At 64.2% G+C, this 21,912-nt stretch carries 19 protein-coding genes; 10 read left to right on the top strand and 9 right to left on the bottom strand.

What is annotated here, in order from left to right; translation table 11 throughout:
* The first annotated feature begins 106 nt into the window (after positions 1 to 106).
* Positions 107 to 595, top strand: a complete 489-nt coding sequence (gene secB, locus FOM02_RS00630) for a protein-export chaperone SecB (RefSeq protein WP_027561682.1) — start codon at positions 107 to 109, stop codon at positions 593 to 595.
* A gap of 22 nt (positions 596 to 617) precedes the next feature.
* Here the strand turns inward: secB and dnaQ are convergent, their stop codons facing one another.
* Genes dnaQ through FOM02_RS00610 form a run of 4 tightly spaced genes read right to left on the bottom strand, consistent with a single transcriptional unit; the run spans position 618 to position 3,436 of the window.
* Complete coding sequence (gene dnaQ / locus FOM02_RS00625; protein ID WP_027561683.1) at positions 618 to 1,334, bottom strand: DNA polymerase III subunit epsilon; 717 nt, start codon at positions 1,332 to 1,334, stop codon at positions 618 to 620.
* Between the two features lie 30 nt (positions 1,335 to 1,364).
* A complete protein-coding gene (gene coaE / locus FOM02_RS00620) occupies positions 1,365 to 1,964 on the bottom strand; it encodes a dephospho-CoA kinase (RefSeq protein ID WP_027561684.1) in 600 nt (199 codons plus the stop codon).
* Positions 1,965 to 1,988: 24 nt separating this feature from the next.
* Complete coding sequence (locus FOM02_RS00615) at positions 1,989 to 2,597, bottom strand: Maf family nucleotide pyrophosphatase (RefSeq protein ID WP_027561685.1); 609 nt, start codon at positions 2,595 to 2,597, stop codon at positions 1,989 to 1,991.
* A complete protein-coding gene (locus tag FOM02_RS00610) occupies positions 2,597 to 3,436 on the bottom strand; it encodes a pyruvate, water dikinase regulatory protein (RefSeq protein ID WP_027561686.1) in 840 nt (279 codons plus the stop codon). Before FOM02_RS00610 ends, FOM02_RS00615 begins: the two co-directional genes overlap by 1 nt.
* A gap of 460 nt (positions 3,437 to 3,896) precedes the next feature.
* On the opposite strand from FOM02_RS00610, the gene hemJ reads away from it, so the two are divergent.
* The 7 genes from hemJ (at position 3,897) to FOM02_RS00575 (ending at position 12,636) form a co-directional block, all read left to right on the top strand.
* A complete protein-coding gene (hemJ, locus tag FOM02_RS00605) occupies positions 3,897 to 4,331 on the top strand; it encodes a protoporphyrinogen oxidase HemJ (RefSeq protein WP_027561687.1) in 435 nt (144 codons plus the stop codon).
* A gap of 249 nt (positions 4,332 to 4,580) precedes the next feature.
* The gene (gene rho / locus FOM02_RS00600; RefSeq protein WP_011083462.1) at positions 4,581 to 5,846 is read left to right on the top strand and encodes a transcription termination factor Rho; all 1,266 of its coding nucleotides are present in this window, start codon (positions 4,581 to 4,583) and stop codon (positions 5,844 to 5,846) included.
* A 316-nt stretch (positions 5,847 to 6,162) separates the two neighbouring features.
* Positions 6,163 to 7,512: a tRNA uridine-5-carboxymethylaminomethyl(34) synthesis GTPase MnmE gene (gene mnmE, locus FOM02_RS00595; RefSeq protein ID WP_265441395.1), complete on the top strand. Its 1,350-nt coding sequence runs from the start codon at positions 6,163 to 6,165 to the stop codon at positions 7,510 to 7,512.
* A 529-nt stretch (positions 7,513 to 8,041) separates the two neighbouring features.
* Positions 8,042 to 9,922, top strand: a complete 1,881-nt coding sequence (gene mnmG / locus FOM02_RS00590) for a tRNA uridine-5-carboxymethylaminomethyl(34) synthesis enzyme MnmG (RefSeq protein WP_027561689.1) — start codon at positions 8,042 to 8,044, stop codon at positions 9,920 to 9,922.
* Positions 9,923 to 9,944: 22 nt separating this feature from the next.
* The gene (gene rsmG, locus FOM02_RS00585; RefSeq protein ID WP_027561690.1) at positions 9,945 to 10,718 is read left to right on the top strand and encodes a 16S rRNA (guanine(527)-N(7))-methyltransferase RsmG; all 774 of its coding nucleotides are present in this window, start codon (positions 9,945 to 9,947) and stop codon (positions 10,716 to 10,718) included.
* Between the two features lie 30 nt (positions 10,719 to 10,748).
* Complete coding sequence (locus tag FOM02_RS00580) at positions 10,749 to 11,603, top strand: ParA family protein (RefSeq protein WP_027561691.1); 855 nt, start codon at positions 10,749 to 10,751, stop codon at positions 11,601 to 11,603.
* Between the two features lie 145 nt (positions 11,604 to 11,748).
* Complete coding sequence (locus tag FOM02_RS00575) at positions 11,749 to 12,636, top strand: ParB/RepB/Spo0J family partition protein (protein WP_027561692.1); 888 nt, start codon at positions 11,749 to 11,751, stop codon at positions 12,634 to 12,636.
* Between the two features lie 292 nt (positions 12,637 to 12,928).
* Here FOM02_RS00575 and holA read toward each other — a convergent pair whose 3' ends face one another.
* From holA to leuS, 3 genes are all read right to left on the bottom strand, one after another.
* Complete coding sequence (holA, locus tag FOM02_RS00570) at positions 12,929 to 13,957, bottom strand: DNA polymerase III subunit delta (protein WP_027561693.1); 1,029 nt, start codon at positions 13,955 to 13,957, stop codon at positions 12,929 to 12,931.
* 112 nt (positions 13,958 to 14,069) lie between these two features.
* Positions 14,070 to 14,621, bottom strand: coding sequence for an LPS assembly lipoprotein LptE (gene lptE, locus FOM02_RS00565; RefSeq protein ID WP_027561694.1), 552 nt, complete (start codon positions 14,619 to 14,621; stop codon positions 14,070 to 14,072).
* Complete coding sequence (gene leuS / locus FOM02_RS00560) at positions 14,608 to 17,232, bottom strand: leucine--tRNA ligase (protein ID WP_027561695.1); 2,625 nt, start codon at positions 17,230 to 17,232, stop codon at positions 14,608 to 14,610. The genes lptE and leuS overlap by 14 nt, the downstream gene beginning before the upstream one ends.
* A 190-nt stretch (positions 17,233 to 17,422) precedes the next feature.
* Here leuS and FOM02_RS00555 point away from each other — a divergent pair, with 190 nt between their 5' ends.
* The gene (locus FOM02_RS00555; protein WP_027561696.1) at positions 17,423 to 18,469 is read left to right on the top strand and encodes a GGDEF domain-containing protein; all 1,047 of its coding nucleotides are present in this window, start codon (positions 17,423 to 17,425) and stop codon (positions 18,467 to 18,469) included.
* On the opposite strand, the gene FOM02_RS00550 is transcribed toward FOM02_RS00555, so the two are convergent.
* Entirely contained in the window at positions 18,466 to 20,169 is a 1,704-nt protein-coding gene (locus FOM02_RS00550) for a diguanylate cyclase domain-containing protein (protein WP_027561697.1), read from the bottom strand. The two genes, FOM02_RS00555 and FOM02_RS00550, sit on opposite strands and share 4 nt — an antisense overlap.
* A 107-nt stretch (positions 20,170 to 20,276) precedes the next feature.
* Between FOM02_RS00550 and FOM02_RS00545 the strand changes: the two genes are divergently transcribed.
* Entirely contained in the window at positions 20,277 to 20,966 is a 690-nt protein-coding gene (locus tag FOM02_RS00545) for a YggS family pyridoxal phosphate-dependent enzyme (RefSeq protein WP_092211609.1), read from the top strand.
* 160 nt (positions 20,967 to 21,126) lie between these two features.
* Here FOM02_RS00545 and FOM02_RS00540 read toward each other — a convergent pair whose 3' ends face one another.
* The gene (locus FOM02_RS00540; RefSeq protein WP_027561699.1) at positions 21,127 to 21,912 is read right to left on the bottom strand and encodes a 2-keto-4-pentenoate hydratase; all 786 of its coding nucleotides are present in this window, start codon (positions 21,910 to 21,912) and stop codon (positions 21,127 to 21,129) included.

Below are 21,912 nucleotides of genomic sequence, written 5' to 3'. Positions count from 1 at the left end.
GGCCCCGGATACCTCATCCGGCACCGTTCGTCCTTGTGGAACGAGGCGGCCCTATGTTAGCCAACCGCCGCGAAATTCAGCCCCAATCGGGTAAGGAGAGACTTTCATGACCAACGGTAACGGCACCCCTCCCGAGGCGGCCCAGGCTCCCCAGCTCAACGTGCTGGCGCAGTATACCAAGGACCTGTCGTTCGAAAATCCGAACGCGCCCAGCTCGCTCCAGCAGCAGAGCCAGCCGCCCCAGATCAACATCCAGATCAATGTCAGCGCCAACAATCTCAGCGAAACCGAATTCGAGGTGACGCTGTCGGTCGACGGCAAGGCCGAGACCGCGGGCAAGATCATGTTCTCGTTCGAGCTCGCCTATGCCGGCGTGTTCCGCGTCGCCAACGTGCCGAAGGAGAACCTGCATCCGCTGGTCATGATCGAGTGCCCGCGCCTGCTGTTCCCGTTCGCACGCGAGATCATCGCGACCGCCGTGCGCGACGGCGGCTTCCCGCCCCTGATGCTGGACCCGGTCGATTTCGTCGGCCTCTACCGCCAGAACATGGAGCGGCAAATGGCCGCCCAGGGCGGTCAGCCCGGCCAAGCCTGATCAGCAAGCCTGATCGGCGAGCCTAACCGGCAGCGACGGCGGCTGGAGCGGCGAGGTACTCGTTCCAGATCGCCTTCTCGCCGAGGGTTGCGATGAAGGCCTTGTGCGCCTCGCGCTCGGCGTCTGAAACCCGCGGCGCAAGCGGCACCAGCCGCTGCCGCCGCGGCGCATCGCCGGTTGTGCCGACGCGAATCTCCTCGGCGTCCGACGCCAGCAGCAGCTGCGACTGCCGTGCCCCGACCAGATCGACATAGACTTCGGCCAGAAGCTCGGCGTCGAGCAGCGCGCCGTGCTTGGTGCGGTGCGAGTTGTCGATCGAATAGCGCGAGCAGAGATCGTCGAGCCGGTTCGACACGCCGGGATGCTTGCGTCGCGCCAGCAGCAGCGTATCGACCAGCCGCTCGCGCGGGATCGCCACACGCTTGATGCGGTCGAGCTCGGCATTGATGAAGCTGATGTCGAACGAGGCGTTGTGGATCACCAGCGGCGCATCGCCGATGAACTCCAGAAACGCGTCGACCACCTCGTGGAACAGCGGCTTGGTCGACAGGAATTCGGCCGACAGCCCGTGTACCGCAAAGGCTTCCGCCGGCATGTCCCGCTCGGGATTGATATAGACGTGATACGTCTGTCCCGTCGGCATGCGGTTGAAAATCTCGACGCAGCCGATTTCGACCAGGCGATCGCCGCGGAGCGGATCAAGGCCGGTGGTTTCGGTGTCGAGAACGATTTCGCGCATGATCTTGAGGAAGCCGGGTGGGTCGACGAATCAGGTCCGCCGCTGCGGCATCTTAACGACCTCGGCCAGGATGTGCGCGATTTGCGCCCGCACGGGTTCAAGTCCGTGTGACGTATCCACCACGAAATCGGCGCGCCTGCGCTTTTCGGCGTCGGGTGTCTGCTTGGCGATGATGGCGTCGAGCTTGGCCTCGTCCATCGTGCCGCGCGCCAGCACCCGCTCGCGCTGAAGTTCCGGCGAGGTCGAGACCACGACCACGGCATCGACACGTTTTTCGCCGCCGGTCTCGAACAGCAGCGGGATATCGAGAACCACGACCGGCGCCTTGGCCGCTTCGGCATCGGCAAAGAATTTTTGCCGGGAGGCGCCGAGCATCGGATGAACGATCTGCTCGAGCTGCTTGATCGCGGCGGGATCGTGCACGACGCGCGCGGACAGTTTGGGCCGGTCGACCTTGCCGTTCACGGTGGTGCCGGGGAAGGCGGCCTCGATCGCGGGAGCAGCCTCACCTTCATAGAGCTGGTGGACGGCGGCATCGGCGTCGTAGACGGGCACGCCGGCCTCCGCGAACAATTTTGCGGTGGTGGATTTGCCCATCCCGATCGAGCCGGTCAGTCCGAGGATACGCATCAGCGCCGAGCCATTCCTGTTCACTCACACCGCAACTAGCCGTTCGCGCCGCAGGAACGCAAGCAGCGGCAACAGCGGCAGGCCGAGAATGGTGAAATGGTCACCCTCGATGCGCTCGAACAGGTGCACGCCCAGGCCTTCGAGCTGATAGGCGCCGACGCTGGTTGTGACCACCTCGCCGGCGGCGTCGAGATAGGCGGACAGTTCAGCATCGGTCATCGACCGCATGGTCATGCGGGCGACCGAGACATCCTCAAAGACGATCTTGCCGTCATGCGCTACGGCCACGGCGGAATTCAGCTCATGGCTGTTGCCGGCGAGATCGCGCAGTTGCGCCAGCGCCTGGGCGCGGCCGGCGGGCTTGTTGAAGAGGCGATCGCCAAGCGCCAGCGTCTGGTCGGCGCCGATCACGTAGCTTCCCGGATGATGAGCCGAGACCGCCTTCGCCTTCTCGCGCGCCAGCAGCAGGCCGATCTCGCGCGGGCTGGAAAGTTTTGACGCAGCCTGTATGCCGCGCTCGTCGATGTCAGCGGTGAGGGCCTTGAACTCGAGCCCGGCATTGGCCAGCAGCAACTTTCGCGCGCTGCTTTGCGAGGCCAGAATCAACGGAGTTTTGCCGCGCCAGAGAGCCATTATTCCGACGGCCGGTTGCGCTGACGATCGCTGTAGAGCTTCATGATCGCCGCCGCGGTTTCCTCGATCGAGCGGCGCGTGACGTCCAGCAGCGGCCAATCATGCTTGGCGCTGAGCTTGCGCGCAAACGCGACCTCCTCGGTGACCGACTGTCTGTCGGTGTAGGTGTCGCTGCCGGAGTCGGCGCCGAGTGAGAGCAGGCGGTTCTGACGGATCTGGATCAGGCGTTCCGGCGTTGCGTGCAGGCTGACGACCAGCGGCCGTGTCAGCTTCTCCAATTGCTCGGGCACCGGGATGCCGGGAACCAGCGGCACGTTGGCGGTGCGGATGCCGCGATTGGCGAGGTAAATCGACGTCGGCGTCTTCGAGGTGCGGGACACGCCGACCAGCACCACGTCGGCATCGTCGAGGCCTTCGACATGCTGGCCGTCGTCATGAATCATCGTGTAGTTCAGCGCGTCGATGCGCTTGAAATATTCCGCATTCAGGACGTGCTGGGCGCCGACGCGGCCCGTCGTCGCAGCACCGAGATAAGCTTCGAACAGCTGCATCACCGGGCCGATGATCGACAGGCTAGGAACATTGATCCCCTTGCACTTGTCCTCGAGCCTCGAGACGAGGTCCTTCTCGAGCAGCGTGAACAGCACGATCCCCGGCGCCTCCTCGATCTCGTCGAGCACGCGGTCGAGCTGCTTCTGGCTGCGCACCAGCGGATAGACATGCTCGACCGGGGTCACGTTGGCGTATTGGGCGGCGACGGCGCGCGCCACGGTGATCAGCGTCTCACCGGTCGAGTCGGAAACGAGATGCAGATGGAAATAATTGTTCGAGGTCGGCACAAAAACCCTTTGAATTTCGTTGGGGCGGTTTGTGGATTTCTGTGGAGCTTAACCGCTCGGAAAGGGATGCGCGACACCAGGGGCGGGACAAGTGCCAATTTTCTTCACACCGCTGCCCATCAGAACAAGTCCGGCGCCCTCGCGGCAGGAAAACGGGATTGCGCGGACAACTCCCTTGATAAGCTGCCGACGGAAGCGTGCAAGCCTTTGAAGCTGGGCGACTTATCGGAAGTCGCCGGAGCTTGCCGGGATATGTTGATGGATGTGAACAAGCGCGCGCGAACCGGCGGACGGCGTTGCGTGAGTCCAATCCACGGTCACTCAGACTCAAACCTTTAAGAATCTAAGATTCTAGATTTGAGGAAGGCGCTACGGACGGATATGTGTGCAGGGGAAGACCTTAACGAGTTCTTACTATCCCCAGCCTTCCCTAGGCTGGGCGGGAATCCGGGCGCAGAGCATGTTCGAAGACGTCTATCTCTGGATCAAGGCGCTGCATGTGATCGCCGTCATCTCCTGGATGGCGGGCATGCTCTATCTGCCGCGGCTGTTCGTCTATCACTGCGAGGCCGAGATCGGCTCGAAGCAGTCCGAGACGTTCAAGATCATGGAACGCCGGCTGCTCAAGGCGATCATCAATCCCGCCATGATGGTGACCTGGCTCGCCGGCCTCTATCTGGCCTGGTCCGGCCACTGGTTCACCTTCGGCTGGCTGCACGTAAAACTGGCACTGGTGCTGGCGATGTCCGCGGTCCACGGCTTTTTTTCCCGCTGGGTGAAGGACTTCGCTGCCGACCGGCGCCCGCGCAGCCAGAAATTCTATCGAATTATCAATGAGGTGCCGACCGTCCTGATGATTGTCATCGTCATCATGGTAATCGTGAAGCCGTTCTAGGCAGCCCGCGCGACGTTTCGCTCAGCGCTTCGTCTTGCAGAGCCGAAAGCGATTTTCTATATTATCGCCATCCCACCCAACGCAGGCGGATGTGGTTGTGTCTGAGCTTTCCAGAGGCCGGACACCGCATCAGGTTTGAAGCCTCACCGGCACTCTCCTTGCCAGACCTGCGGACCTTACCTTCTCACGTCCGCATTTCAGAGCCTCCTCGCACCCCCTCTCCCCAGGTTACCCCACAGGACCACCCCAATGCGGGAAATTAAACTCCAGGACCTCAAGTCGAAGACGCCGGCCGAGCTCGTCTCGTTCGCGGAAGAGAATGGGGTCGAGAACGCCAGCACCATGCGCAAGCAGGAGCTGCTCTTCGCCATCCTCAAGCAGCTTTCGCTCGCCGAGACCGATATCGTCGGCGAAGGCGTCGTCGAGGTTCTTTCCGACGGCTTCGGCTTCCTCCGTTCGCCCGACGCGAATTATCTTCCGGGCCCTGACGACATCTACGTTTCGCCCTCGCAGATCCGCCGTTTCGGCCTGCGCACGGGCGACACCATCGAAGGCCACATCCGCAGCCCGAAAGAGGGCGAGCGCTACTTCGCGTTGCTGAAGGTCAACACGCTCAATTTCGAGGACCCGGAAAAGGCCAAGCACAAGGTCAATTTCGATAATCTCACCCCGCTGTTTCCGAATCAGCGTTTCCGCATGGAGATCGACGATCCGACGCGGAAAGACCTGTCTGCACGTGTGATCGACATCGTGGCCCCAATCGGCAAGGGCCAGCGCGCACTGATCGTGGCGCCGCCGCGCACCGGTAAAACCGTGCTGATGCAGAACATCGCGCACTCGATCACGCACAATCATCCCGAATGCTATCTGATCGTGCTCTTGATCGACGAGCGTCCGGAAGAAGTCACGGACATGCAGCGTTCGGTGAAGGGCGAGGTCGTGTCGTCGACCTTCGACGAGCCGGCGGTGCGTCACGTCCAGGTCGCCGAGATGGTGATCGAGAAAGCAAAGCGCCTGGTCGAGCATGGCCGCGACGTCGTGATCCTGCTCGATTCGATCACGCGCCTCGGCCGTGCCTACAACACCGTGGTGCCGTCATCCGGCAAGGTGCTGACCGGCGGCGTCGACGCCAACGCGCTGCAGCGTCCGAAGCGCTTCTTCGGTGCCGCCCGCAACATCGAGGAGGGCGGCTCGCTGACCATCATTGCGACCGCGCTGGTCGATACCGGCAGCCGCATGGACGAAGTCATCTTCGAAGAGTTCAAGGGCACCGGTAACTCGGAACTGATCCTGGACCGCAAGGTCTCGGACAAGCGCACCTTCCCGGCGATCGACATCTCGCGCTCCGGCACCCGCAAGGAGGAGCTCATCACCGATCCGCAGGTGCTCAAGAAGATGTACGTCCTCCGCCGCATCCTCAATCCGATGGGCACGATGGACGCGATCGACTTCCTGCTCGACAAGCTGCGCTCAACCAAGAGCAATTCGGAGTTCTTCGACTCCATGAACACCTGAGTGCAGTGCAGCAAAAGATCAGAGGGCGCCTTTGGGCGCCCTTTTTGTTTGTGCGGTCTTGCTGCGCAAAAAGTGCAGCATGGCTGGTGAGTACGATCGAAACTATCGGGTTTAGTAACTTGTTGATATACAATCAGAATGCTTGACTTTTATCGCCGATGAGTCGTGCGCGGGAGTAAGGTATTACAGTAAAGGCGGTGTGTTTTGCTGCATTGCAATATCGATTTTGTTGCGCGCGGAACCGCAGCAAAACTGGCGACTGAGGCTGCTTGGAAAGCTGCGTTTGCCTTTTCCCCGCCAGCCGGACAAATAGGCCATGCATCCGCGAGACCAGACCATCTTTGCGCTGTCGTCCGGCCGTGCACCGAGTGCGATCGCGGTGGTGCGCGTCTCGGGTCCGCAAGCTAGCGCGGTCCTGACGGCGCTCGCGGGCAGGCTGCCGGCGCCGAGGCAAGCCAGCCGGCGACTGCTGCGAGATGGCGCGGGCGAGCCGATCGACGACGCGGTCGTGCTCTGGTTCCCGGGGCCAGGCAGCGCGACCGGCGAGGACGTCGCCGAATTCCATGTCCATGGCGGACGAGCAGTGCTGGCTGCGCTCTTCGCCGCTATTTCGTTAATTCCGAGTTCGCGCACGGCCGAGCCGGGTGAGTTCACGCGCCGCGCGTTCGAGAACGGCAAGCTCGATCTCACCGAGGCCGAAGGCCTCGACGACCTCATTCATGCCGACACCGACCGTCAGCGGCGCCAGGCGCTACGTCAGCTTGAAGGCCTGCTCGGCAATCGTGCGCGCGACTGGCGCGAGCGGATCATCGAGGCGTCGGCGCTGATCGAGGCCGGCATCGATTTTTCCGACGAGGGTGATGTGCCGGCCGCGCTGATGGCGCCGGCGGTGCACGCGATCGGGGCGCTGCATGATGAGATTGCAAAAGTCCTTGCGGCACAGGGACATTCTGAACGCCTGCGCGACGGCATCGTGGTTGCGATCGCCGGCGAGCCGAATGTCGGCAAGTCGACGCTGATGAACCAGCTCGCGCGCCGCGAGGTCGCGATCGTCTCGCCGCATGCCGGCACGACACGAGACGTGATCGAGGTGCAGCTCGACCTCGACGGCTATCCGGTCACGGTCATCGACACCGCCGGCATTCGCGAGACCAGTGATCCGGTCGAGCAGGAGGGCGTCCGCCGGGCGCGGGCGCGGGCCGAAGACGCCGACCTCGTGCTGTGGTTGGTGGAGGCTGAGCAAGTCGTCGATCCGGACGCGATGCGGTCGCTTCGGAAATCCGGAGACGATCATCAGTCAGGCGGCCCGGTCTGGATCGTGCGCAACAAGATTGATCTCGGGTTCGAACCCCGGTCGTCGGGAGAGTTCGCCATTTCGGCAAGCCGGGGGGATGGCATCCCGGCCATGGTCGACGCGCTCATAAAATTCGCCGCCGAGTTTTTCGGTACCAGCGAGGGCGCGTTGGTGACCCGGGCGCGCCAGCGCGAGCTGCTGGGCCAGGCGCGAGATAGCTTGCGCCGGAGTCTGGAGCTTGTAGAAGAGGGCGAGGAGCTCGCCGCTGAAGAGCTTCGTTCCGCTGCCTATGCCCTGGGACGGCTTTTGGGCCGGGTGGACGTCGAGGACGTCCTCGGGGCTATTTTCCAGAAATTCTGCATTGGAAAGTAGAGCTAGTTCTTCATTCTAGAACTAGTGCTTCTTCCATTACTTGTGTTTCACGTGAAACAACGCGCCGGCTGGCTCGACCAGGTTTTGCGTGAAACGCGACTAGAGTTCGCGTCCGAGAGGGCATGGGTTCCAACGCGCCGATCGATTTCGCTGCGGGAACGGTGCGTGCTGGGGCTGACGAGTTTGCCTCGATCTCCGTCATTGCGAGGAGCTCTTGCGATGAAGCAATCCTGGCTGCTTCCGCGGTGGCATTCTGGATTGCTTCGCAACGCTCGTCATGACGGGCGTAGTGTCAACCTCGCTCTCCTACGCCTGCGCCCCGGTGTCGCGGTGTTAGCTCTGTCGCCACCCTGTCGCGCCGTCGGACCAGCTTGTTTCACGTGAAACAGCAGTCCGCTCAGCGCCCGCCTACTGTGCATGGGGTTGTTTTCACCACAACGCATTCGCCCCCGCCGTCCGTTTCACGTGAAACACCCGCGCACCCAGTTTCTACTTCCGGCTTTCACACCTCTGAGCTAGAAGTCGGCCCATGCGAACAGAGCGAGAGAGCTTCGACGTCATCGTGATTGGCGGCGGCCACGCCGGCTGTGAGGCCGCGGCTGCGTCTGCACGGCTGGGCGCAACGACCGCCCTGGTGACGCACCGTTTCGCCACCGTCGGCGCGATGTCCTGCAATCCCGCCATTGGCGGTCTCGGCAAAGGCCATCTCGTCCGTGAAGTCGATGCGCTCGACGGCCTGATGGGCCGCGTCGGCGACGCCGGTGGTATCCAGTTTCGCGTCCTCAACCGCCGGAAGGGTCCCGCTGTGCGTGGTCCTCGGGCCCAGGCGGATCGGAAGCTCTACGCCGCCGCGATGCAGGCCGCGATCCGGGAGACCGTGGGTCTTTCGGTCATCGAAGGTGAGGCCGACGAGCTGATCGTGGTCGACGGCCGGGTGACTGGGCTGCGCCTGGCAGATGGCCGGGAGCTTCGGGCAGGGGCTGTTGTGGTCACGACCGGCACCTTCCTGCGCGGTCTGATCCATCTCGGTGAGAAGAACTGGCCAGCCGGTCGAGTCGGTGAGGCCCCTGCGATGGGTCTTTCGACCTCCTTTGAACGCGCCGGCTTCACCCTGGGACGGCTCAAGACCGGCACCCCGCCGCGCCTGGACGGCACCACGATCGACTGGTCTGCGGTCGAGATGCAGCCGGGAGATGAGCCGCCGGAGCCGTTCTCGGTGATGACGGAGCGGATCACGACCCCGCAGATCCAGTGCGGCATCACCCGGACCACGGCCGCGACCCATGAGGTGATCCGGGCGAACGTCCATCGTTCCCCGATGTACTCCGGCCAGATCAAGAGCTCCGGCCCGCGCTATTGCCCCTCGATCGAGGACAAGATCGTCCGCTTCGGTGACCGCGACGGCCACCAGATCTTCCTGGAGCCGGAAGGGCTCGACGACAGCACAGTTTATCCCAACGGCATCTCGACCTCGCTGCCGGAGGAGGTCCAGCTCGCGATCCTCGCCAGCATCCCCGGCCTCGAGCGGGTCAAGATGGTCCGGCCGGGCTATGCCATCGAATACGACCATATCGATCCCCGCGAGCTCGATCCGACCCTCCAGACCAAGCGTCTGCGTGGCCTGTTCCTGGCCGGGCAGATCAACGGCACTACTGGATACGAGGAAGCCGCCGGGCAGGGCATCGTGGCCGGCCTGAACGCCGCGCTCGCCGCCAGTGGTGCGGCGCTGACCGTGTTCGACCGCGCCGACGGCTATCTCGGGGTGATGATCGACGACCTCGTCACCCGCGGGATCACCGAGCCCTATCGGATGTTCACGTCGCGCGCCGAATACCGGTTGACGCTGCGGGCTGACAATGCCGACCAGCGCCTGACCGAAAAGGGGATCGCTCTCGGCTGCGTCGGGAGTGCCCGGACCCAGCATCACCGCGCCAAGATGGACGCTCTGAACGCCGCCCGGACCCTCTCGAAGTCGCTCACGATCACTCCGAACGAGGCGATCAAGCATGGACTGTCCCTAAACCGGGACGGCCAGCGCCGTTCGGCCTTCGAGCTGATGGCCTATCCGGAGATCGGCTGGAGCCAGGTCCGATCGATCTGGCCCGAGCTGTCCGCGATCGATCCCGTCATCGCCACCCATCTTGAGATCGACGCCAAGTATGACGTCTACCTCGAGCGCCAGAGCGCCGACGTCGAGGCCTTCCGGCGGGACGAGGGCATGGTGCTCTCGGATGTCGACTACAAGCTGGTCCCGGGTCTCTCCAATGAGGTCCGCGCCAAGCTGGAGAAAGCCCGCCCGTTCACGGTCGGCCAGGCCGGCCGGATCGACGGCATGACGCCGGCGGCGCTCGGCATCCTCGCGGCCTATCTCCGCCGCGAAGCGCGGAAAACCTCCAAGGCAATCGCATAAGCCAATCGTATAGGCGTTTCACGTGAAACAGCGCGGACCGGGCGGGGACAGACCGCTATCCCGACGACCCGGAGCGGGTGAGGGCGCCGCTCGCCGATCCGACTCGGCGCAGGCCAAACCGAAGATCGACAAGGCCAGCGCGAACGATCAATCGCTCGACGCCGTCATCGCCGCCGACAAGATTGCCGCGCTGAAGCTCGCTTCCGTTTCACGTGAAACCGAGGACCGGCTCGATCGCTACATCGCGCTGCTGCGCGAATGGCAGGCCAAGACCAATCTGGTCGCGCCCTCGACCCTACCGAACGTCTGGACGCGGCACATCGCCGATTCGCTTCAACTGGTCGATCTGGCGCCGACCGCAAGGCGCTGGGCCGATCTCGGCAGCGGCGGCGGCTTTCCCGGCGTGGTGCTCGCCTGCACCATGGCGGGGACGCCGGGTACGAGCGTCCATCTCGTCGAGCGAATCGCCAAGAAGGCCGCGTTTTTGCGTGAAGCAATTCGCGTCACCGCATCTCCGGGGGTCGTACATCTCGCTGAGATCGGGGATAATGTGGATAGAATCACTGGCCCCGTCGATTGCGTCACCGCGCGTGCGCTGGCTCCGCTACATCAACTCATCGGCTTTGCGGAGCCGCTGATGCGCCAGGGCGCAAAGGCGCTATTTCTCAAGGGTCAAGATGTAGAGGCTGAATTGACCGAAGCCGCTAAATATTGGAATATTGAGCCGCGACTCTACCAAAGCCGGACTGGGGACGGCTGGATCGTCGAGCTGACTTCAGTTGAACGGCGCGGGTGAAACGTTCAGGGGTTGAGTGGGGAATTTGCGATGACCGTGATTGACGAGCCGCAGCAAGAACAGACCGCAGAAGTCCCGCAGGGCCACCCGCGCATCCTGGCGCTGGCGAATCAGAAGGGCGGTGTGGGAAAAACAACCACAGCGATCAATCTCGGCACGGCACTCGCCGCGATTGGCGAGCGTGTCCTGATCGTCGATCTCGATCCGCAGGGCAACGCCTCCACCGGCCTCGGCATCGACCGCCGCAACCGAAGCTGCTCGACCTATGACGTGCTGATCGGCGAAGCGAGCTTGCGTGAAGCGGTGGTCTCGACCGCGGTGCCGCGGCTGCACATCGCGCCCTCGACCATGGATCTCTCCGGCCTCGAACTCGAGCTCGGCACCACGCCCGGCCGCGCCTTCAAGCTGCGCGACGCGATCGGCGCGCTCAACAACAATGTCTCGCCGGACGCCGACTACACCTATGTGCTGATCGACTGTCCGCCCTCGCTCAACCTGCTCACGGTCAACGCGATGGCGGCATCCGACGCGATCCTGGTGCCGCTGCAGTGCGAGTTCTTCGCGCTCGAAGGTCTGTCGCAATTGCTGCAGACGGTGGAGCAGGTGCGCTCGACGCTCAACCCGAGCCTGTCGATCCACGGCATCGTGCTGACCATGTTCGACTCGCGCAACAACCTCTCGAACCAGGTCGTCGCCGACGTCCGCCAGTTCATGGGCGAGAAGGTCTACAAGACCATGATCCCGCGCAACGTGCGCATCTCCGAGGCGCCGTCCTACGGCAAGCCGGTGCTGGTCTACGATCTCAAATGCGTCGGCAGCGAAGCTTACTTGCGGCTCGCCACCGAGGTGATCCAGCGCGAGCGCGAGCTGCGCGTCACACATTGACGGTGCCGTAGGGTGGGCAAAGGCGTCTTCGCCGTGCCCACCATCTTCCGCACATGACCAACCGGTGGGCACGCTTCGCTTTGCCCACCCTACGATTCGAAATTCAGTTCTGGAGTGCTGCACCGTGAATCCAAGGGAGTTGGCAATGGCCGACGAAGCGCGTTCGCGATTGGGCCGGGGTCTTGCGAGTCTGATCGGTGATGTCGGCGGCGAGGCTCAGCACGTCGACCGTCCGCGCACGCAGCGCAAGGTACCGATCGAATTCCTCAAGGCCAATCCGCGCAACCCGCGCCGCACCTTTTCGGACACCGAGTTGAAGGAGCTCTCCGAGTCCATCAAGCAGCACGGCGTGATCCAGCCGATCGTGGTGCGGCCGGTGAAGGGCGCTCAGGACCGCTACGAGATCATCGCCGGCGAGCGGCGCTGGCGCGCTTCGCAGATGGCGGGCCTGCATGAAGTGCCGATCGTGCCGGTCGACATCAGCGACAGCGATGCGCTGGAGTTCGCGATCGTCGAGAACGTGCAGCGCGAAGATCTCAACCCGATGGAAGAGGCGCTCGGCTATCACGCGCTCGCCAACGAGTTCAAGCGCAGCCAGGACGACATCGCAAAGGTCGTCGGCAAGAGCCGCAGCCACATCGCCAACATGATGCGGCTGACAAAACTGCCGACCGAGGTGCAGGCCCTGATCACCAGCGGCGATCTGACCGCCGGCCATGCCCGCGCGCTGATCGGTGTGCCCGATCCGCTTGCGGCCGCCAAGCGCATCGTCGAGGAAGGTCTCAACGTCCGCCAGGCCGAGGCGCTCGCGCATGAAGAGGGCGTGCCCGAGCGCAAGCCGCAGAAGGCGCGCTCGACCGGTGGCAAGGAAAAGGACCCCGACACCATCGATCTGGAGAAGCGCGTCAGTGACGCGCTCGGTCTCAAGGTCACCGTCAACCATCGCGACCCCGGCGGCTCGGTCCAGGTCAACTACCGCAACCTCGATCAGCTCGACGAGGTGATGAAGCGGCTCGCCAAGGGCGTGCTGTAGACGTACCCACTCTCTATCACCGTCCCCCTGAGGTGGCCGCTTCTTCAGCGTCCCTCGAAGGGCGACGGCCCGGCTGCATCGGGGCCGTTCATCCTTCGAGGCTCTCCGCGCGCCGCGTTGCGCCACGCGGCTCGCACCTCAGGATGACGGATCTGACGTTTCGCTGCGTTATTGCGGCGCATCGGTTTCCACATCGTCATTGCGAGCGCAACGAAGCAATCCAGAATCTCCCCGCGGAGGGACTCTGGATTGCTTCGCTTCGCTCGCAATGACGGCAGTAAGAGTGGAGATCTCAGCCCCGCCGCTTCGCGTTCGCGGCAATCGCCATCAGTGTGCGCTGGGCGATGGCGGCGGCGAGGGTCGATTGCTTGCGGGTGTCGAGCGCGGCGGTCGCGAGTTGCTCGATCACGGCGGTAAGCCGCGCCACGCTGAAATTGCGCAGTGCCGTTTCGACCATGGGCTTGCGCGAAAAATGCAGCCGCGGATAGCCGCCGTCGAGCACCGCGGAGGCAGGCTGTCCGTCGGCGATCGCGAGCGCGGATTTGTGCAGCCACGCCGCCTGGCGCTGCGCGGCCGAGATGATTACGCCGGGATAGGTGCCGGCGATCATGGCTTTTGCGAATTCGGTCTCGACGATATCGGGCCGGCCGGCGAAGGCGCCGTCGACTATCGGATCGAGCTTCAGTTCGGACGCATCGGCGACCACGGACATCACATCATCCAGCGTGATCTCGCCCTTGCCATGAGCATAGAGCGTGAGCTTGCGCAGCTCGTTGCGCGAGGCCTGGCGGTCGCCACCGAGGAAGGACATCAGCGCGGCGCGGGCATCCTGCGTGATGCGCAGATTGGCGATGCGGAGCTCGTCTTCCATCAGTTTTGCGAGGTCGCGCTCGGTGTCGGGATAGCAGCCGATCGCCACCGCGGTCTTGGCCTTCTCGCAGGCCTTGCGCAGCGGCGACTCGGGGCGCAGCTCGCCGGCCTCGATCACGATGCGGCAATCCTTCACGCTCATGTCCGCAAGCGTGTCGACGCCGCTGGCAAAGCTGCGCGAGCCGGCGCGGATGCGGATGGCGCGGCGGCCGCCGAACAGCGGCACGGTCATGGCTTCATCGACCAGGCGCGACGGCTCGGCGGAGAGCTCGTCGCCGTCGAGCTTGACCAGCGAGAAGGGATCGTTGGGATCATCGACCGCCGAGGCGATCAGCGCATCGGCGCGCTCGCGCACGAGGCCGGCGTCAGGTCCATAGAGCAGGATGATCGGACGGCCCGCATCGGGACGGGCGAGGAAGGCATCGATCTCTTTTCCGCGCAGCGCGACCATGTTGCCTCAACGGCGTCATTCCGGGGCGCGCGACGCGCGAGCCCGGAATCCAGAGGTTGGGGATCGAGATTCCGGGTTCACGCTTCGCGTGCCCCGGAATGACGGAAGGGTTTTACGTACCCGCGGTGAAGAACGCGGCCAGCCGGGTCGTGATGTTCTCGGCGATCTCGTTGGCGGCGCGATCCTCGGCGTCGCGCACGGCGCGGTTGCGGGCGAAGCGCTGATAAGAGCCCGGCATGTCGTAGGACACGCGCGAGAACGTGGTGCCGGTCATCACCGACTTGCCGGTGGCGACTTCGATCAGGTTGTACTGGGCGTCGATCCCGTAGTTTTCGCTGGTCGGCAGGGCCGTATTGGGATCGACCAGCAGCGACGACTTGCTGGAAGTGAAGCGGATGTCGAGGCGGTGGGTCGGCGGCATGCCGGTGGCGGTGCCGTAGAGCTTGAAGGCCAGGGCGTTGCGGACCTCGACCCCGACACGGGCCTCGCGGGAGGCGTTCGGCTTGGCGATCGGCGGAAGCTCGACCCCCATCAGCTTTTCGCGCAGGCCGGGGGTGCCGTCGGTACGCTCGGCATACATCGGCTGGAAGCAGCCGGCCGTCAGCGCCGCCAGAGCGGCAACCGCCACCAAGCGGGCTGCGATACGGATCCTAGCCGACAACATTCACGATCCTCTTGGGGACGATGATCACCTTGCGGACGGGCTTGCCGTCCAGGGCCAGCTTTACCGCATCGAGGGCCAAAACGGCAGCCTCGATTTCCGGATTCTGGGCCGCTGTTGCAACTGTGACCTCGCCCCGCTTCTTGCCGTTGACCTGGACCACCAGGGTCACGCTGTCTTCAACCAGCAAATCGCGTTCGATTTGCGGCCAATTGGCCTCTGAAACCAGCCTGGAGTGACCCAGGACCTGCCAGCACTCCTCGGCCAGGTGCGGCATCATCGGGGAGAACAGCTGGACCAGGATCTGGCTCGCCTCCCGGATCGCCCAGGCCAAATCAGGGGCCGGCTGGCCGGGACGCTGCAGCACCTCCGAAAACGCATTCGTGAACTCGCGGATATGGGCGAGGCATACGTTGAAGTGCAGCCGTTCGATGCCGGTGGTGATCTTGTCCAGCGCACCATGGGCCGCCTTGCGCAAGGCGGTCGCGTCAGGGCCGAAGGAGGCGGGCCGATCCGCCGGCGCGGCCTTGCCGAGATCCACGGAGTCGTTCACCAGCCGCCACAGCCGCTGCACGAAGCGCGAGGCGCCCTGGACGCGCTCGTCGCTCCAGATCACGTCGCGGTCGGGCGGGGAGTCCGACAGCATGAACCAGCGGGCGACGTCGGCGCCGTAGGTTTCGATGATGTCGTCCGGATCGACCGTGTTCTTCTTCGACTTCGACATCTTCTCGATCGGGCCGATCGTGATGTCGTCGCCTGATGCCAGCAGCGTCGCGCGCCTGCCATTAGCGCCGACCTCGATCTTCACCTCGGCCGGCTGCACGTAGGTGCCGTCGGCCGTCTGGTAGGTCTCGTGCACCACCATGCCCTGCGTGAACATGCCGGCGAACGGCTCGTCCAGCGCGATGTGGCCGGTCGCCTTCATCGCGCGGGTGAAGAAGCGGCTGTAGAGCAGATGCAGGATCGCGTGCTCGACGCCGCCGATATACTGGTCGACCGGCAGCATCCGGTTGGCGACCGCAGGCGTCGTCGGCGCGTTCTCGTTCCAGGGATCCGTGAAGCGCGCAAAGTACCAGGACGAATCCACGAAGGTGTCCATGGTGTCGGTTTCGCGTTGCGCCTTGCCGCCGCATTTCGGGCAGGTGACGTGCTTCCAGGTCGGATGATGGTCGAGCGCGTTGCCCGGCTTGTCGAAGCTCACATCCTCCGGCAGCACCACCGGCAACTGGTCGTCCGGCACCGGCACCACATCGCATTTCGGGCAATGGATGACGGGAATCGGGCAGCCCCAATAGCGCTGGCGCGAAATGCCCCAGTCGCGCAGGCGGAAATTGACCTGGCGCTCGCCTACCGGCGCATTGCCGCGCAGCTCGCTCTCCAGACGCTTCGCCACCTCTTCCTTGGCCTGATCGATGGTCATGCCGTCGAGGAAGCGCGAATTGATCATGCGGCCGTCACCGTCATAGGCGGTGTCGGTGATGACGAATGATTTCGGGTCCTGGCCTTCGGGGCAAACGACCGGCGTGTTGCCGAGATTGTATTTGTTGACGAAGTCGAGGTCGCGCTGGTCGTGCGCCGGGCAGCCGAAGATCGCGCCGGTGCCGTACTCCATCAGCACGAAATTCGCGACATAGACCGGCAGCTTCCAGGAGGGATCGAACGGGTGCACCGCGCGGATGCCGGTGTCAAAACCCTGCTTCTCCGCGGTGTCGATGATCGATTGCGCGGTGCCGATCTTCTTGATGTCGGAGATGAATTCCGCAAGCTTCGGGTTCTTCGCGGCAGCGGCCTGCGCCAGCGGATGATCCGACGAGATCGCCATGAATTTCGCGCCGAACAGCGTGTCGGGGCGCGTCGTGAAAATCTTCAGCTCGCTCTCGCCGGCAGGTGTCGTCGCCTGATCCAGCGCGAAGCGGATCAAGAGGCCCTCGGAGCGGCCGATCCAGTTGCGCTGCATCAGCCGCACCTTGTCGGGCCAGCGGTCGAGCCCGTCCAGCGCGGACAGAAGCTCCTGCGAGTACTTCGTGATCTTGAAGACCCACTGGCTCATCTCGCGCTGCTCGACAATTGCGCCCGAGCGCCAGCCGCGGCCGTCGATCACCTGCTCGTTGGCGAGCACGGTCATGTCGACCGGATCCCAGTTGAGCTTGCGCTTCTCGCGCTCGGCGAGGCCCGCGGCGAGCATGTCCAAGAACATCTTCTGCTGATGCTTGTAGTAGCTGGGGTCGCAGGTCGCGAATTCGCGTGACCAGTCCAGCGACAGCCCGATCGAGCGGAGCTGCTTCTTCATCGCGGCGATGTTGTCGTAGGTCCAGGACTTCGGCGCGACCTTGCGTTCGATGGCGGCGTTCTCGGCCGGCAGGCCGAACGCGTCCCAGCCCATCGGGTGCAGCACGTTGTAGCCCCTGGCGCGCATGAAGCGGGCCAGCACGTCGCCGAGCGTGTAGTTGCGGACATGACCGATATGGATGCGTCCGGACGGGTAGGGGAACATCTCGAGGACGTAGTATTTCGGCCGCGAATCGTCGTTCTTCGAGACGAAGATCGCTTGTTCGTCCCATTGGCGTTGCCAGCGCGGTTCGGCGTCGCGGGCGTTGTAGCGTTCGGAGGTCATGGAATCGTTGGTTTTCTTGGATTCGGCCGTCTAAAGACGGCGGACTAGGCCATAGAAGTCCTCAGGGGGTCAATGGGTTGCCGCGATTTGGAACTTTGGCCAGCGGCATCCGCATAAGTACTGAGCCCTCGTTGGGGGGTGATTAAGGGCTCGGTGCGAGGTTGCGGCCTGCTAAGGCCCAGATGCCGCGATGGATTCCAGCTTCGACGATCCCGATTACGACTATGCCGCGTCCATCGCCGGACGGGCGATGCGGGCCATGGCCGAACAGCAGATTCCGCCGACGCCGATCAATTTTGCCGTCTGGTTCCAATATTTCGCGGGCAGCCATGACGATCTGCGCAACGCCATCGATCTCCTGATCGACCACAACCGGCCTTTCGACAGCAGGACCAATCTGGATCTGTTCGAGACCTATGTCGCGCCACAGGTGAGCGCCGTCGTCGCCGACACGTCCGAGCGGCTGCATACGCTGATGGGTACGGCGAGGGAGTTTCTGACGACCGCGATCGCCGATAATCATTCCCAGATGCAGGCGATCAGCGAAGTTGCGGACCAGGGCAAGGCCGGCGTCGATCCGAAGGTGCTGGTCGCCCAGCTCATGAACGAGCTGGCGCGGGCCGCGACCAGGGCGACGCGGCTCGAGGCCGGCTTTGCCGAAAAGACCCGCGAGCTCGACGTGATCCGCGATTCGCTGTCGCGGTCCGAGGAGCGCGCCCGGACCGACACGCTGACGGGGCTCGCCAACCGCCACGCGCTCGACGAATTCCTGCGCAAGGCGCAGGCGACCGCGGATTGGGGTGAGCCGCTCAGCGTGCTCCTGCTCGACATCGATCACTTCAAGACCTTCAACGACAATTTTGGTCACGGCGTCGGCGACCAGGTGCTGCGGCTGATGGCAAAAGTGTTGCGCGAAAAGGTCCGCCCGCAGGATCTGCCGGCGCGCTATGGCGGCGAGGAGCTGATCGCGGTGCTGCCGGACGCCGACCTCGCCACCTGTGCCGAGCTCGCCGAGCGCATCAGGCGCGCGATCGCCGAATGCACGATCACGCGCCGCTCGACCGGCGAGACCCTGCCCGGCATCAGCGTGTCGATTGGCGTTGCGCAGTACCGGGCCGGCGAAGCGATCACTGATCTGATCGAGCGCTGCGACCGCGCGCTCTATCTCGCCAAGGGCGGCGGCCGCAATCGCGTGGTGACGGAGATCGAGCTCGATCGCGCCGGCGCTGCCGGCTAGGCGCTGGCGGCTATCATCATCTGTGCGCCGCCGGCGTCGATCACCTGCACGCCGTGCTCGACGACGTTGTTGCGGCCGCGGTGTTTTGCGGCGTAGAGCGCGGCATCGGCGGCTTCGATGAGATCGCCGGGACGCAAGGCCTCGTTCGGCTTGGTCGCGGCAACGCCGATCGAGACGGTGACGATCATGTGGCTGGAGGTGATGTGCGGCAGGCACAGCTTCAGCACGGCCGCGCGCACCTGCTCGCCGATCTCGACGGCGCGGTTCACGTCGGTGTTCGGCAACAGCAGGCAGAACTCCTCGCCACCATAGCGGGCTGCAAATCCCATCGTATCAGCGGCGATGCCGGACAGCGATTCGCCGAGCCTGGTCAGGCAGGAATCCCCTTCGAGATGGCCATAGGTGTCGTTGAAGAGCTTGAAGTGGTCGACGTCGATCATCAGCAGCGCGAGCTCGCTGCCATATTGCTGCGCGCGCATCCATTCGAAATCGAGCCGGCTCTGAAAGCCGCGGCGGTTGGCGAGGCCCGACAGCATGTCGATCGAGGCCATCACGGTCAGGCGGTCGTTGCTCGCGATCAGCTCGCGCTCGCGCTGGCTGAGCTGCGCCGCCATCGCGTTGAAGGCGCGGGCCAGCGGCACGAACTCGGCGGGCAATCGGTTGCGCGCGGCGCGCGCCGAGAGGTCGCCTTCGCCGAGGCGCTTGGCCATGTCGGCCAGCATCTCGATCGGCTTGATCACCAGCTTCTCGGCCGCGATCAGCGCGCCGAGTAGGACGAACACCACGACGAAAGCGAGCTGAAGATAGGCGGTGCGGATGTCGCGGCTGACCGCCGCGGACACCTTGTCCTCGTCGATGCTGGCGATCAGGCGGGCATTGGTGCCGGCAATGCGGATGTAGCTGACCGCGCGGCGCGAGCCGTCGGCGGCGAGAAAGGACAGCGAGCCTTCGTCCTGGTCCGACCGCAATGCCTTGTCGGCGATCGCCGACATCAGCGGCATGTTGTCGAGGGGGCGGCCGACCGCGCTATGCTGGTCGGCGGGCGCGGCCAGCACCGTGCCGGCGCTATCGACCAGCACCGCGGTGATGCCGGCGCGGCCGCCGAGATTGCTCATGACCTTCGACATCCAGTCGAGGTTGACGGTGGCGAGCACGACGGCATCCGTGACGCCGCTGAAGGCGGACACCGGATAGACGGCCATCACGGTCGGCGATGGCACCGGCCGCGACAGGATGAAGTCGCTCAGCACGAAGCGGCCGGTTTCCTGCGCCTGCTGGAAGTAGGGCCGGTCACTGAGGTCGAGGCCGACATACATGTTGTTGGTGGCGCACTGGATGCGGCCGTCCTGGCCGGCGATCAAGAGCGTGCGGATCCAGGGAAGGTTCGACGGTAGGCTCGCGCGCAGCACGTCGCAGCTCTTGCTGATGCCGCCGGCGGAGGCGCGGATGAAGGCTTCCGATTTCAGGATGGTCTCGACCGACGAGATCACCTCGCGCTGCGCATCGGCGCTGTGCCTGGCAATGGTGGTGAATTCGGCCGCAGCCTGCGCGATCTGCTTGGCGCGCGTGTCTTCGAGCGAGCGGATGCGCTCGAACATCAAGGGCGTCACCAGAATCACCGCGAGCAAGGCGAGCCGCGCCCGGATCCCGAGAACCTGCTTGAGTTTCGCTCGTTTGCGGTTGAAACTGACGTTTGCCATCTTCGCTGCCCACCCCGCGGGCAAGGTAAAGCGAAGGGTTCAAAAACTCTTTCTTGAACTCGGTAAAATTGGACTTACCTCCCGTACGTTCACGGTCAATCGACGTCATGACAGAACACAACGACGCGCCGGTAACCGGCGATTCACCAAGCGCGCTCGCCGCGGTCGAAGCCGAGATTGCACGCGCCTGCAAGGATGCGCAGCGCGATCGCGCCTCGGTGACGCTGATCGCGGTGTCGAAGACGTTCGCCGCGGATGCAATTACACCGGTCATCGACGCCGGACAGCGCGTATTTGGCGAGAATCGCGTGCAGGAGGCCAAGGGCAAGTGGCCGGCGTTAACGTCTGTTTACCTCGATATCGCGCTGCACCTGATCGGGCCGCTGCAATCTAACAAGGCGAAAGAGGCCGTTGCGCTGTTCGACGCCATCCATTCGGTTGACCGCCCGAGCATTTGCCAAGCGTTAGCCAAGGAAATCGAATCCCAGAAAAAGCACCCGCAGCTGTTCGTCCAGATCAACACCGGCGAGGAGCCGCAGAAGGCGGGCATCGCCCCCGGCGAGGCCGACGCCTTCCTCGCGAGCTGCCGCGACACCTATGGGCTGACGATCTCCGGCCTGATGTGCATCCCGCCGGTGGACGAGCCGCCGGCGGCGCATTTTGCGCTGACCGCGAAGATCGCCGCGCGAAATGGATTGAAGAACCTGTCGATGGGCATGAGCGCGGATTTTGCGACAGCCATCATGCTGGGCGCCACCCATGTGCGGGTGGGGAGCGCGATCTTCGGGCACAGGTAGTCTTTGTCGTCCCGGACAAGCGCAGCGAAGCGGAGCGCAGATCCGGGACCCATAACCACAGGGAGCAGTTTGGCGAAGACTCGTGGTTGCCAACTCGCGCCACGCCCCTCCCTGGGGTTATGGGTCCCTGCTTTCGCAGGGACGACAGTGGGTGTGCTACCTACGCAAACCCCACCGACACCTTCCCCAGCACACCAAAATCCACCGCAAAATAATCGCCGGCCTGGATCGGCAGCGGCGGATGGCAGGTGCCTGTGGTCACCACCTCCCCTGCCCGCAAGGTGATGCCGAGCCCGCGCAGCTCATTGGCGAGCCAGGCGAGCGCAACGCGGGGGTCGCCGAGCACGTTCTTGCCGTGGCCGGTGTAGTGCTGGCCGCGCAGCGTGATCTGCGGCCGCTCGTCGACGAGATCGATCGCGCGCCAGTTCGCCGATGTCGCCGCGCCCAGCACGAACAGATGCGCGCAGGCATTGTCGGCGATGAGCTGCGCTTCGCCGGCGCTGGCGAAATCGGCAAAGCGCGAATCGGGAATCTCGATCGCAGGATGCAAGCTCTCGACGGCCGCAAGCACCTCGTCGACGCTGTAGGACGCGGCACGTGGCGGCAGGTCGTGTCCCATGCGAAAGGCGAATTCAGGTTCGCCGACGCGCATCTCGTTACCCTTCATCGACGCGGTGCCGCCGTCGGCGATCACCGTGTCGCTCATGATACGACCGGCCAGCGGCCCCGCGACGTTGATGTGCTTCTGGCCGGCCTCGCTGGTTGCTGCGATCTTCCAGCCGAAAAGTTTTCCGAGCGACTGCGTTTCGAGCGCGGCCTGGATGGCATAGCCGTCAGCGCGGCTCTGCGGCCGCAAACTCGTCTCCAGCGCGCCGAGCTTGGTGCCGTCGCGCCAATGCTTGACCAGGACGTTGGAAGCTGTGGCGATGTGATCCTTGCCGAGCAT

The organism is Bradyrhizobium sp. SEMIA, from assembly GCF_014844175.1.
Lineage (GTDB): Bacteria > Pseudomonadota > Alphaproteobacteria > Rhizobiales > Xanthobacteraceae > Bradyrhizobium > Bradyrhizobium arachidis.
The sequence above is the reverse complement of the archived record's forward strand: the minus strand, read 5'-3'. Positions and strand labels throughout refer to the sequence as shown.

Bases quoted from the DNA above. Each gene is read 5' to 3' on its own strand.
- secB (WP_027561682.1), top strand. From the start codon at position 107: ATGACCAACGGTAACGGCACCCCTCCCGAGGCGGCCCAGGCTCCCCAG.
- dnaQ (WP_027561683.1), bottom strand. From the start codon at position 1,334: ATGCGCGAAATCGTTCTCGACACCGAAACCACCGGCCTTGATCCGCTC.
- coaE (WP_027561684.1), bottom strand. From the start codon at position 1,964: ATGCGTATCCTCGGACTGACCGGCTCGATCGGGATGGGCAAATCCACC.
- FOM02_RS00615 (WP_027561685.1), bottom strand. From the start codon at position 2,597: ATGGCTCTCTGGCGCGGCAAAACTCCGTTGATTCTGGCCTCGCAAAGC.
- hemJ (WP_027561687.1), top strand. From the start codon at position 3,897: ATGTTCGAAGACGTCTATCTCTGGATCAAGGCGCTGCATGTGATCGCC.
- rho (WP_011083462.1), top strand. From the start codon at position 4,581: ATGCGGGAAATTAAACTCCAGGACCTCAAGTCGAAGACGCCGGCCGAG.
- mnmE (WP_265441395.1), top strand. From the start codon at position 6,163: ATGCATCCGCGAGACCAGACCATCTTTGCGCTGTCGTCCGGCCGTGCA.
- mnmG (WP_027561689.1), top strand. From the start codon at position 8,042: ATGCGAACAGAGCGAGAGAGCTTCGACGTCATCGTGATTGGCGGCGGC.
- FOM02_RS00580 (WP_027561691.1), top strand. From the start codon at position 10,749: ATGACCGTGATTGACGAGCCGCAGCAAGAACAGACCGCAGAAGTCCCG.
- FOM02_RS00575 (WP_027561692.1), top strand. From the start codon at position 11,749: ATGGCCGACGAAGCGCGTTCGCGATTGGGCCGGGGTCTTGCGAGTCTG.
- holA (WP_027561693.1), bottom strand. From the start codon at position 13,957: ATGGTCGCGCTGCGCGGAAAAGAGATCGATGCCTTCCTCGCCCGTCCC.
- lptE (WP_027561694.1), bottom strand. From the start codon at position 14,621: ATGTTGTCGGCTAGGATCCGTATCGCAGCCCGCTTGGTGGCGGTTGCC.
- leuS (WP_027561695.1), bottom strand. From the start codon at position 17,232: ATGACCTCCGAACGCTACAACGCCCGCGACGCCGAACCGCGCTGGCAA.
- FOM02_RS00555 (WP_027561696.1), top strand. From the start codon at position 17,423: ATGGATTCCAGCTTCGACGATCCCGATTACGACTATGCCGCGTCCATC.
- FOM02_RS00550 (WP_027561697.1), bottom strand. From the start codon at position 20,169: ATGGCAAACGTCAGTTTCAACCGCAAACGAGCGAAACTCAAGCAGGTT.
- FOM02_RS00545 (WP_092211609.1), top strand. From the start codon at position 20,277: ATGACAGAACACAACGACGCGCCGGTAACCGGCGATTCACCAAGCGCG.
- FOM02_RS00540 (WP_027561699.1), bottom strand. From the start codon at position 21,912: ATGCTCGGCAAGGATCACATCGCCACAGCTTCCAACGTCCTGGTCAAG.